Genomic DNA, 11,244 nt, shown 5'->3' with positions numbered 1-11,244 from the left:
TTGCCTAGACAACAGTGATCATCCCAGCTCGAAGGACACTTTTCTCATTGATCAAACACCGACGGGCACAAGCCCATCGGTGGATCGAGGCTAAGCCCCTGTGCCTGCCTTGCGGCTGGTGACGCTCCCGATCAGGCCTCGGTACCCAGGAGTTCGGCGGTGTAGGAACCAGGTTCGGGCAGAAGTTCCCTGTCCCACCACAGGACTCGCGCGCGGATGGCGGTCGTGTCAGTGCCGCGTGAGGTGTCGATGCGTACCGATATCGGTGCGGGCAGGGCCAGGAACGCGGTGACGAAGGGCAGTGACTCGGCCAGTTCCCACAGGGTGCGGGTCCGTCGAACGCCGTGCGCATGCGAACGTGCGCAGGTCACCGTCCAACCCGAGTGCATCGAGTCGCCGAGCGAATCGCGCGAGAGCGTCAGCGCGGACACCGTCTCATCCACGCAGTCGGCGACGGCGGTCAACTGGGTGTCAGCGGGAAAGTCGATGCTGGCCTCCAATCCCAGTCCACCGACCACCTGCCGCTGTGTCCACGACTCGCGCAGCGTATGGTCGACCTGTTCTACCCAACGGTCGCCGGTGACGCGTTCCTCGAGGCCCAGCAGCCCATCGGGCCGCTCGACCAACCGCAGCGTGCGCCAGCCGGACCGCACGGTCTGCCCGGCGGTGAATCGGGTGCCGTCGGCGATGGCGTCCTGGATGTCGTCGAGCACCCACGCCACCCACCACGCCCCAGATTCCGCCGCCAAGGTCAGAGCGACCCGCGCGACCACATCGGGCAGGCCCAGCTGCTCACCGATCATCGTGCGGGTCAGCCCATCTCCGAAACTCCCGAGCCCGTACCGCGCCCGCGCAATGGATAGCGGTGCCCGTCGCGGCCCGAACCAGATGCCGCCGTGGGTGATGTCCGCACCGTGGCGCGACACAGTGGCGAGGACGCTGCCCGCCAGCGTGACCGGCGGTTCCATGATCACGGTGGTGTCCGGCGGCAGCGCCAGGAACTGCCGCAGATACGGCAACTCCGCCAGCACCTGTCCGAGCGTCGAGAAGCCCACGGGCTCATGGTCGTGCTCGTCCAGGCAGATCAGGAACCAGCCCGACATGCCCGGTTCTGGGGTGCCCACATTCCGGCGGAACCCGAGTTTGCCCGCGGTACGCGCGCACGGACGCAGTGGCACTAGATCCGGTCCGGCGACACCGCCGTCGGACATCTCCAGTTCGAGTCTGGCGCACACGGTCTGCTGATAATGCAGATCGGTGATGGTCTCGTCGACCTGTTCCGACCACACCTCGGGCGTGACCTCCTCCTCGAGCCCGAGCGTGCCATCCTCGCGCGCGATGACCCGTAACAGCCGACCGCCGATACGAACAACCTGCCGCGGTTCGATCCACTGGCCACCGAGAACCGTGTCGCGCAACAGATCCAGGATGGCCCGCACCATGGCGGTGTCGGGCACCGGCTCTCGCACGATCACCGTGAATTCGGCGTGCCCAGAGTGGGCGGCCGTCGTCGTTCGCAAACGCATCACCGAAGTGTTTCTACCTGCCATACCGTCGATTCCCAGTGGTGGGCAGCATTATTGGTTCCCGGTAGTTTCGTGCGAAAAACAAGGCCCATCTCAGGCCACGCCGCGGGCTGATCCGCCGGTCACGACGGCGGGGTGCACGCTTTCTGCCACAACGTCTGCCACAGGGCTGTCGCTTCGCGGTGGAGCCGGGCGAGTTCGGTGCGCTGGCTCGTATCGAAGACGTCCTTCAGCCGGAAGCCGAGCCGTTCCAGACGTGCACGGAACGCCTTGAGTGCCTCCCGGTCGCCGTTCACGCGGCCGGATCGCAGCGCGGCGATCGTGTCGGTGAGGTCCTGGCGCAGCTCGCCCATCACCGAACCCCCGCCACCATTGCCCGTTTTGTACGGTTCCTCATCCACGAATTGTGGCCCCGCACACCGACACCCGAACCCGAATGCGTGCCCCGGTCTCGTACGGTCCGGCGCGGTCTCATCGGGTCTCGTCCAGTTCTGCTCGGCTGTTCACCGCTGGCGGTCGGTGAGGCTGCCTACCCTGGACCTTCGCGGCAAGAGCGGATGTTCGACTAGTTCGTCTGTGCGGTTCGAGCCTGGTGTCAGCGCACGAGTCTCTTGTACGCGGCTGCGTCGAGCAGGTGGTCGGTGGAGGCCCCGGCGTCCGGCTTGATCCGGAACAACCACGCCCCATAGGGATCGCGGTTGATGTCACCCGGGGCGCCGGCAGCGTCGGAGTTGATCGCGACAACCTCGCCGCTGACCGGCGTGGCGATATCGGTGATTACCTTGACCGTTTCCAGCGTGCCGACAGCGCCACCTGCTTCGACCCGCACGCCGACCCTGGGCAATTCGAGGAACACAATCTCACCGAGCGTCTGCAGGCCAGGTTCGGTGAATCCGACAGTCAGGCAGCCATCGGACTCGGTCCGGACCCACTCGTGGTCGTCGTCGGTGTACCTGAGATCGGCCGGTATCGAGTACATCGCGAACTCCGTCGGTAGCAGCTACTAGTCCTTGCAGGGGCTGACCCATCCAGGGGAACGGTAGCGACGGACGAAGGACCATGCGAGGCAAATGCCATTGGACTTCCCCCGGAGGGACCGGACGAGCAGTGCCGGATCGTCGTCTCGCCCGAAACCCGGAATCGGATGAGCGAGGCGCCTTTTCGAGTGTCAGGCTTATGTCTGGGCGGGACCATCGGCCTCGACGGAGACGTCCTGACGCCCATGTAGATCGCCGAATACCTCGGCCGTATCGCCCGCCAGATCACCGCGGTCGGGGCCGGTCTTCGTCACCCACCGCCGCCCCGGCCCCGGAAAATCCGGGGGTAGCGGTGCAACTGCTCGGAATCGAGCACTTACGTCGAAATATGCTGTAAGGCAAGGTGGTTCGTTCCACTGGCACAATCGGCCGAGATCCGGCCTCAAGAACGGTTATCGCAGATATTTCCGGCTGCCCGACCCGCGGAAGCGTAGTCCCCACCCTCACCGTGCTCGGGCGCCTGCAGATCGCGGCGACGGTCGGTCTCCTCTGGGGAATCTGGTTCCCGCCCTTCGCGATCGCCGCCGCGATCGGGCTGTTGCTCTACTTCACCGGCGCGATCGTCGCCCACCTCCGCAGCGGTGACCGGAACATGCTGGGAGCCATGATCTTCCTCGCGTTCTCGATCGAGACGTCAGTCGTGCTCGTTCTCAATGTCGCCTGAACTCTAGGAGCCCAACCTCACAGTCTCGGTTGTCCGCCTTCAAGTCGCGTGCGCGATGTCCGAACACTCTGGAATCGGCATAGAAAGACGTTCTGTGCTTCGGGTGCTGGACGTGGGGAACGTCGTCCTGATGCGCTTGTCGGGCTTGGTGTCCCATCGCAGGAGGAGGACGTTCGATGAGTAACGGTAGTCGGTTGTCGCGGGGTGATCGCAACCGTAATGCGCGTTTGAGCAGGTTGCGGGTGCTGGTGCCGACCTCGAATGCGATCGTCGGTGTCGATCTGGCCGACCGCAAGCAGGTGGTCGTGGTGACCGATCATGATTCGAAAGTGCTGGCCCGCAGGATATTCCGGTGCCGTGCCTGGGATATGGGTGTGGCGTTGGACTGGGCCGGGCAGCGTGCCTCGGCGGCCGGGTTCGCCGGGGTGACGGTGGCATGTGAGCCGACCGGGCATCGCTGGCGGGTGCTGGGCCAGCTGGCCGCCGACTTACGCTGATGAGCGGACGCTCCGAGCCTCGGTCGTCGAGTGCCCGCCGTATCGGCTGTGGGTCCGCGTGCCGTGGCGAGACCCGCTGGTCGGCACGGCGGTAGCCCGGACGGCTGGAAACGTGCAGTTCAGGTCCCGGCTTGACCTTGCCCCTGGGGCAACCCGCCATTCTGATGCCACGAGACGTCCTCGCATTCTGCCGAGGCGGCTCCCACCAGGAAGGAAGACCATGTTCATCAGGAGAATCGGTACCGGCGGGTGTTCTGTAGCAAGCGAGTGGATCCGCTCATGACGGCCGAACAGGCCGCCGCGGCGGCGATTCGGGTGCGGGGTCTGAAGAAGTCGTATGGGGACCTCGAGGTGCTGCGCGGGGTGGACTTCGAGGTGGCGCGGGGCAGCGTCTTCGCCCTGCTCGGCTCCAACGGGGCGGGCAAGACCACGGTTGTGAAGATTCTGGCCACGCTGCTGAAGGCCGACGCGGGCACGGCCTGTGTCGACGGCTTCGATGTCGCCGCGCAGCCAGGCAACGTGCGGGAGTCGTTCAGTCTGACCGGACAATTCGCGGCCGTCGACGAGATTCTCAGCGGCCGTGAGAATCTCGTGCTGCTTGCCCGGCTGCGGCATCTCGGCAACCCGGGTGCGATTGCGGACGATCTGCTCGATCGTTTCGCGCTGTCCGATGCGGCGACCCGGCGGGTGTCGACGTATTCGGGTGGGATGCGCCGCCGCCTGGACATCGCGATGAGTCTCATCGGGAATCCGCCGGTGATCTTCATGGACGAGCCGACCACCGGCCTGGACCCGCAAGGGCGTATCGAGGTGTGGCGGGCGATCGAGGATCTCGCCGTGCTCGGCACGACGGTGCTGCTCACCACGCAGTATCTGGACGAAGCCGAACAGCTCGCGGACCGGATCGCGATCCTGCATCAGGGCCGGATCATCGCGCACGGCACCCTCGCCGACCTGCGGCAGCTGCTGCCACCGGCCAGCGTCGAGTATGTCGAGAAGCAGCCGACCCTCGAGGAGATCTTCCTGAGCATCGTCGGCGACCACAACACCCCCGCGAACGACTAGGTGACGATGATGACGACTTATTTCCTCAGTGACACAGCAGTTCTCACCGGTCGGACCTTGCGTCATGTCACTCGCAGCATCGACACGATCATCACGACCGCGGTCACGCCGATCGCGATGATGTTGATGTTCGTGTATGTGTTCGGCGGTGCGATCCAGACCGGGACGGGCCGGTATGTGGACTACATGCTGCCCGGCATTCTGCTCATCACCGTCGCGTCCGGTATCGCCTACACCGCGTTGCGGCTGTTCACGGACCTGCGCAGCGGGGTCTTCGAGCGTTTCCACTCCATGCCGATCGCACGGTCGGGGGTGTTGTGGGCGCATGTGCTGACCTCGCTGGTCGCCAACGTGACCTCGCTGGTGCTCGTCGTGGGTATCGCGCTGCTCATGGGCTTTCGCACGGACGCGGGACTGCCGGCCTGGCTGGCGGTCATCGGCATTCTGCTCCTATTCACCCTGGCATTGACCTGGATCGCCGTGATCGCCGGACTTAGCGCGAAGTCAGCCGAAGGCGGTGGGGCGTTCTCCTACCCGCTCATCTTTCTTCCGTTCCTCAGCTCGGCGTTCGTGCCCACGGCGACGATGCCCGGCCCGGTGCGCTGGTTCGCCGAACACCAGCCGGTGACCTCCATCGTCGATACCATCCGCGATCTGTTCGCCCAGCAGCCCGTCGGCACCGATATCTGGTCCGCTCTGGCCTGGTGCGCCGGTATCCTCGTGCTGGCCTATGCCGTCGCGATGTTCACCTACCGCCGGAAGATCTCCTGAGGGAGTCTGAAATCCATGCTCACAATCAGCCAGCTGGCGGCGTATGCCGGGGTGACGGTGCGGGCGGTACGCCACTATCACAAGGTAGGCCTGCTGGCCGAGCCCGAGCGCGACCGATCCGGATACCGGGCCTACGACGCGGCCGCGGTCGTGCAGCTGATCCGGATCCACACCCTGACCGACGCCGGTGTGCCACTGGCCCGGGTACAGCAGCTGCTCGATGCCGACCCACAGGAGTTCGCCGCAGGTGTCGAGGATATCGACAAGGCGCTGCTCGCACGTGTCCGGCAGCTGCAACACACCCGCAAACGGCTCGCCAGGTTAGCTGCCGGAGAGCATCTGACGCTTCCACAGGGCGTGGTGGACTACCTCGACAGATTGCGGGCTCTCGGGGTCGACGAGCGCTACATCGAAATGGAGCGGGACGCCTGGATCATGGTCGCCGCCCAGATGCCCCACCAGATCGACGCCGTGATCGCCAAGAAACACGCGCAACTCGCCGACCCCGACATGGTGCGGCTCTACAGCCTGCTCAATGACGTGCTCGACTGGGCGGCAGACGATCCGCGAGTCGTCGAGATCGCCGACGTCCTCGAGCGCCTGGCGATGCGCGCCATCGACGCCGGCGAGACAGCCACCGCCCGACTCGACGACCAGTTTGTCCAGCTCCTGGATATGACCGTGGCCGGGTCCACGCCAAGCGCTGAACGGCTCCTGGCGATCCTGGAGGAACGAGGCTGGCGAGGCTGGACCCGCATCGAACGTGTGCCCGCCCGACACACTCCGCACGAAACATCCACCGGCGACACCGAACTGTGGGAATCCGATGCGACCACCCGCGCGGCGCACGAGACGGTCACCTGACCAATGTCGCAGTGATCCGAGCCATTCGACGATGATGCCCGGGAAGAGTCCGGCGCGGCGAGTGATCACTAGCGTGCCGGGTTAGTCAACACCAAATTGGCCTGGAGATATGACTCACCGGGGTCGGGATATCACAACCGCCGCAATCTCGACATCGTGTAATCGGCAATAGCGGACGTTCTGCACCGCACCAGGTTCCGGCCGCCGGCGCCCCGCGCTGGCCGGTTCGGTCAGCGCGGTATGCGGCAGAAGAGTACGTTCAGGCTTTCCGGAGCCCTGGCCTTCAGAGACGCACCAGAGGCCGCAGAGTGCTGTGACACTCCTCCAGATCGATAGCAGCACAAGAAGATCCGGCGATATCGGATAGATTGATCGTGTGATTACCGCGTTGATTGCCGTTGCTGGGACGTTGTTGGGATCCGTTGTTACCCACTACTTTCAGTGGGCGTCAGCTCAAAGGACGATCCAGCAGAGCTTCTCGGAACGGCTGCGGCAGGATCGCTTGAATGCATACAACGCTTTTGCGGCCGCAGCGATCGAGTACCGCCATCACCAAATCGAGAGATGGCATCGGCTGAGACAGGATCCCGATGCTGAGCTGAACACGAGATCGGAAGCTTTTTCTAAGAAGGCAGCACTGAAAACGGAGTTTCTCCGCGTCAAGTTGCTGTCCGACGATACCCGGCTGCATCGACTGGCAGAGGAAGCGATCGAAGCGGTTCGAGGGATCCAGCGAAGCGGGGCGGCCGCCAGCGATGCGGACGAACATGAACGACGCTATCTAGCAGCCACGGCGGCGATCGACGCGTTTGTTCAGTACGCGGCCAACGATGTCCAGACCCTGCCCTCTATGACCGCCAAGGCTGTCGATTCCGTCGACCAGTGATGCCGCGGTATGGAATCGGCAGTTCAGTGCGCTCGCTGGCGCGCGCTGAGACAGCTCTGGATCGTCTGGGCGCGGGTGCGGACGTTTCCCGATGAAAGCCGGAGCGGACACGACACTGAAATCGGCAGTTGCGGAGGTTCCGCTGGCCTCGGATCGGCACGGCCGGCCTGTTGATCTTCCGATGCCGGGCACTGGCCGGTTCGGTCAGCGCGGTATGCGGCAAAGTAGTGCCTTGCGGTGGGTCCGGTTGGATTGTGGCGTGCGGGTTTGCCGCACACAGGACAGGATGGTCTGCGTGGCGGATCCTTTGCGACTGTGTGTCGGTGGCTACTACGACTCGGGGATACAGCGCTGGCCAGGGGCAGAACTTGTTTTGACCACTGAAGGGTGCTTGTTGCTCGTCGACCAGGTCTCTCCGACTGCTGAGCAGATTGCCGAGTTCGAAACCGCGCAAGCGCAATTCGCCTGGCTTGAGGGTCGGCACAACGGGATCCTGCTCTATCGATTCGGCGAAACCCGGTGGAACAGTTTTCCCTTCAATCCGCACGAAGACACACCGCCAGGCATGAGCGCCGGCCTTCCTCTGGTCGAATCCCGACAGCATCTGGCCGTTTCGGTCGGCCTGGCCGAAGTCGATCGTGCACCGGTGGTGGCCGTACGCACCATCCGATGGCCCGAACACTTCGCCAGCACAATCAGCGCGACAGTGCGGAGACTGGCTCGGCAGGACTTCGACCACGCTAGCAGGATCGACGAGGCCAACTACCTGTACCTGTTCGTCGGAAACGAACGGCTGGCCCAGCGTGCTGGGGTGCGCTGCACGAGCACGGACTGAATCGCAGTGCGCCGACGTGTTCCGCCGTGGTTCGAGGAGCGCACCACGCCCACCATTCGGCAATCGAGGATGTTGCGCCTACCTCGGATGGGCGCATAGTTGATCTTCCGTCACCCGACGCTGGCCGGTTCAGTCAGCGCGGCTTGTGGTGCAAGACTGGGTGCTCGCCCTCCCGTTCCCGCGTCGTCGACGAAACTGATTGGCCATCCGGCCAAGGATGTGGTGATGTGCCCAAGTGACCAGACGCGTTTCGGCTCAACAACTATGGGATCGGATGTCGGCACAGGCCCGAGCCGAATTCGACCATCTGATGATGTCGGGCAAACCCGTTCATGCCATCCGCTCGGTCCGTGAACATCTCGGGGAACCGCTTCCACATCTTCACGACTGCATGGACCTACTTGTCCTACGCGCCGACGAACTCGGCTGGCGACTCCCAGGCCGCCCCGACCCCGCTGACCCAGACTGAATCAGAACCAGACCCGGCTCCTGGACTACCGGGGCACCCTTTGCCACACCCGCTACAGAACAGCAGGCCATACGTCGTGTAATCGGCTAGTAGCGGACGTTCTGCACCGCACCGGGTTCCGGCCGCCGACGCCCCGCGCTGGCCGGTTCGGTCAGCGCGGTATGCGGCAGATGAGTGCGTTTGCCCGAGGTGCGCGCCTATCGATGCGCGCGCAGGGCTTCGGCGAACCATTTGAAGGCGGGCACGCTGGGCTCTTCAGGTGCGTGGCCGTTGATCAGACTCAGCAGCTGCCAATACCTTTCGACACGTGGTTCGGTGACGGTATCGAGCCAGGTCAAGAGTGAGACCTGTTCGGTCGCAGACAAGTCCATCGGCACGATGCGGTCCAGGGTCATTCGACCTTGCTCGGATTCGGGTGCGATACCCGCTGCGACAGCATGGCCAGCGTGTTCAATCACCAAAGGTCGGATGTTGAGACCGAACTCGATGCGGTTGTCGGAGCCTCCGTTGACGACCATGTGGCGCAACACCTGTTCGAACCCTTCGTCGGAGACCAGTTCGGCCAATTCCACCCAGGCGTCGACCTGTTCAACCGAAGGTTCGTCGGGCAGAGTGGCGGGCATCTCACGCATGAACTCCGCGATGACCAAGGCGTCCTCGTCGTCGACTCCGGCGAACACTCGATCGACGAACCTGTCGATGATCTGCTGACGTTCACGCGCGGACAGCTGCGCCAACTTGTGGATCAATGTCATCTCCTGTGTGGATGTGCCGCGCTTGGCGACAGCGCTCAACACGGCTCGACTCAGCCGCAACGACTGGATTTGCGTGTCCAAGGCACGCACATGAGTTTCCGCAACCTCAGCCAAGGTCGCCTGCTGGTCGAGGACACGGTGCACGGTCGGCAGATCCAGGCCCAGCTGCCGAAGGGTGTGAACCAGTTCGAGGCGCTCGACCGCGGCAGCATCGAAGAGCCGGTATCCGCCAGCCGATCGCGCTACCGGAGTCACTGCTCCGATATCGGACCAGAATCGGATCGTTCGCGCTGACAACCCAGTTCGCTGCGAGAGCTGGCCGACCGTGAACAGTTCGGTGTCTTCGTGCATGGCACCAACCTGCACCTGCCACCCACTGTCAGGTCAACTCGAAACACATCGCACCAGCTCGGACACCGATCGCAGGCTCGGAGCTATAGCCCGTAGGCCGCGGAACCTTTTGAACGCTCATCGGCATTACCGTGCACTGACGACGTTCGGCCGGCGAGCTCAGATGGCCCCTGCCCGTTGATCTTCCGCGCCCCCGCGCTGGCCGGTTCGGTCAGCGCGGTATGCGGCATTATGTTGCGTTTGGGTGGGACTGCGGACTGTTGCCTGACGAGAACCCTGTCAGTGGACAGTGCACCAGAACCGGATGCGATCGTATGAGGGAAGAGCCAACGTCCGAAGTATCTGCGTTCGGCGTAGCGATCCCGAGGGGAGCGAGCTGGTGATCGGCACCATGATCTATGCACACATATCCAGTGTGAGAGAACGCATCCTCGGCCTGCCGGAGGTGAAGCACATCCCCACCCAATGCTTCAACGAGCTCCTCGAGCACTACCTAGACCTCGGATGGAGGCGCACCTACGAGTACGACGGCCCCGACGCCTGGATCGATTACGGCCGAGTCCACCTCAAACACGGCACGAGTGTCCTACGGTTCCGGTGGAACAACTACGGCGAGGGCAGCGTGACTGGCCCGCAGACAGAGCTCGCAGACATCACCCGCTACGTTCACGAGAAGTGCTGTTAATACGGCACTTTCGTTGATGATCGGTGACCTAGCGGTCTTCCGTCTCGTCGCGCCATCTCTGATACAGAGGATTGACAAGATCGATGAAGGTGGCAGCGTCGTCAGCCACGACACGGACGATTACACGTCGGAGATACCATGCAGCTTGCCCCTCGACGTCCGACCAGGTCGGAGTATCGAGCACTGCCGTCAGCCGCTCATTCAGCTGACCGAGTATCGCGCGCCTTTGCCCAGCCGGAAGTCGGCTATCGGTGAATCTAAAGTCGATGTGCGTCACGGACTCTTTCGTACCGCCCTGCTGATGAAGAAGACTGCGATCGAGGCCCACGAACGAATCTGGCTTGTCGATCTGGAGATCCGTCACGAGTGTGGCGCCGTACGTCCGCTGGTCTTCGATCTGCCATCCGGCTGCGTCACAAAACCGCGAGACGTCATCGCCTTTCCACGTCCAGCGGAAGTCCTTGGCGACCTCGACCGCTCGGACAGCCCCCTCAATATCGGCCTGCATACCCGGAGACTACTTCCGACGGTCTCAGAGCCGCTGGGCCGCACCGCCTCCCCGCCGATTGAGCCCCTCCACCGCGGCTGCGCATCGCCCTGTAATCGGCATGAGCGCGTACTTGAGTTCGCTAGAGCCAGCGGGGGCGATGTGGCCGGGGGGTCGATCTCGAGGCGGCACTGGCGCCGTCTCGGACTCGAGCAGACCGACCGGTTGGAGATCTCGTATGGCCGGTGTCCGCGCCCATATGCTTGTTTGGCGGGTTTCTGTTGCCAGTGTGGGCACCCGAATCGCGGGCTGGGTGTTTGCTGGTCGGGTGTCGGATTGAGGGTGTTCCCGG

At 63.8% G+C, this 11,244-nt stretch carries 13 protein-coding genes; 8 read left to right on the top strand and 5 right to left on the bottom strand.

What is annotated here, in order from left to right; all coding sequences use genetic code 11:
• Nucleotides 1-131 precede the first annotated feature (131 nt).
• The 3 genes from ABZ909_RS42820 to ABZ909_RS42810 all read right to left on the bottom strand — a co-directional run bounded on the left by ABZ909_RS42820 (nucleotide 132) and on the right by ABZ909_RS42810 (nucleotide 2,505).
• On the bottom strand, nucleotides 132-1,526 hold the full coding sequence (locus ABZ909_RS42820; RefSeq protein ID WP_357012056.1) for a hypothetical protein: 1,395 nt from the start codon (nucleotides 1,524-1,526) through the stop codon (nucleotides 132-134).
• A 122-nt stretch (nucleotides 1,527-1,648) separates the two neighbouring features.
• On the bottom strand, nucleotides 1,649-1,879 hold the full coding sequence (locus tag ABZ909_RS42815) for a hypothetical protein (protein ID WP_357012054.1): 231 nt from the start codon (nucleotides 1,877-1,879) through the stop codon (nucleotides 1,649-1,651).
• A 242-nt stretch (nucleotides 1,880-2,121) separates the two neighbouring features.
• On the bottom strand, nucleotides 2,122-2,505 hold the full coding sequence (locus ABZ909_RS42810; RefSeq protein ID WP_357012052.1) for a glycine cleavage system H protein: 384 nt from the start codon (nucleotides 2,503-2,505) through the stop codon (nucleotides 2,122-2,124).
• Nucleotides 2,506-3,011: 506 nt separating this feature from the next.
• Here ABZ909_RS42810 and ABZ909_RS42805 point away from each other — a divergent pair.
• The 7 genes from ABZ909_RS42805 (at nucleotide 3,012) to ABZ909_RS42775 (ending at nucleotide 8,145) form a co-directional block, all read left to right on the top strand.
• Nucleotides 3,012-3,227, top strand: coding sequence for a DoxX family protein (locus tag ABZ909_RS42805; protein ID WP_357012049.1), 216 nt, complete (start codon nucleotides 3,012-3,014; stop codon nucleotides 3,225-3,227).
• A 176-nt stretch (nucleotides 3,228-3,403) separates the two neighbouring features.
• On the top strand, nucleotides 3,404-3,724 hold the full coding sequence (locus ABZ909_RS42800) for a hypothetical protein (protein WP_357012047.1): 321 nt from the start codon (nucleotides 3,404-3,406) through the stop codon (nucleotides 3,722-3,724).
• Between the two features lie 279 nt (nucleotides 3,725-4,003).
• Entirely contained in the window at nucleotides 4,004-4,789 is a 786-nt protein-coding gene (locus tag ABZ909_RS42795) for an ATP-binding cassette domain-containing protein (RefSeq protein ID WP_357012045.1), read from the top strand.
• Between the two features lie 9 nt (nucleotides 4,790-4,798).
• Nucleotides 4,799-5,560 carry an ABC transporter permease gene (locus ABZ909_RS42790; protein WP_357012043.1) on the top strand — a complete coding sequence of 254 codons (762 nt, stop codon included), beginning with the start codon at nucleotides 4,799-4,801 and terminating at the stop codon, nucleotides 5,558-5,560.
• A 15-nt stretch (nucleotides 5,561-5,575) separates the two neighbouring features.
• On the top strand, nucleotides 5,576-6,424 hold the full coding sequence (locus ABZ909_RS42785) for a MerR family transcriptional regulator (protein WP_357012041.1): 849 nt from the start codon (nucleotides 5,576-5,578) through the stop codon (nucleotides 6,422-6,424).
• 376 nt (nucleotides 6,425-6,800) lie between these two features.
• Entirely contained in the window at nucleotides 6,801-7,310 is a 510-nt protein-coding gene (locus tag ABZ909_RS42780; RefSeq protein ID WP_357012039.1) for a hypothetical protein, read from the top strand.
• A 295-nt stretch (nucleotides 7,311-7,605) separates the two neighbouring features.
• Nucleotides 7,606-8,145: a hypothetical protein gene (locus tag ABZ909_RS42775; protein ID WP_357012037.1), complete on the top strand. Its 540-nt coding sequence runs from the start codon at nucleotides 7,606-7,608 to the stop codon at nucleotides 8,143-8,145.
• A gap of 666 nt (nucleotides 8,146-8,811) precedes the next feature.
• Here ABZ909_RS42775 and ABZ909_RS42770 read toward each other — a convergent pair.
• The gene (locus ABZ909_RS42770; RefSeq protein ID WP_357012034.1) at nucleotides 8,812-9,720 is read right to left on the bottom strand and encodes a MerR family transcriptional regulator; all 909 of its coding nucleotides are present in this window, start codon (nucleotides 9,718-9,720) and stop codon (nucleotides 8,812-8,814) included.
• Nucleotides 9,721-10,099: 379 nt separating this feature from the next.
• On the opposite strand from ABZ909_RS42770, the gene ABZ909_RS42765 reads away from it, so the two are divergent.
• Complete coding sequence (locus ABZ909_RS42765) at nucleotides 10,100-10,405, top strand: hypothetical protein (protein WP_357012032.1); 306 nt, start codon at nucleotides 10,100-10,102, stop codon at nucleotides 10,403-10,405.
• Nucleotides 10,406-10,433: 28 nt separating this feature from the next.
• Here ABZ909_RS42765 and ABZ909_RS42760 read toward each other — a convergent pair whose 3' ends face one another.
• Nucleotides 10,434-10,913 (bottom strand): DUF6301 family protein, encoded by a 480-nt coding sequence (locus ABZ909_RS42760; protein ID WP_357012030.1) that lies wholly within the window; start codon nucleotides 10,911-10,913, stop codon nucleotides 10,434-10,436.
• Between the last annotated feature and the right edge of the window lie 331 nt (nucleotides 10,914-11,244).

This window comes from Nocardia sp. NPDC046763, from assembly GCF_040645495.1.
Lineage (GTDB): Bacteria > Actinomycetota > Actinomycetes > Mycobacteriales > Mycobacteriaceae > Nocardia.
The sequence above is the reverse complement of the archived record's forward strand: the minus strand, read 5'-3'. Positions and strand labels throughout refer to the sequence as shown.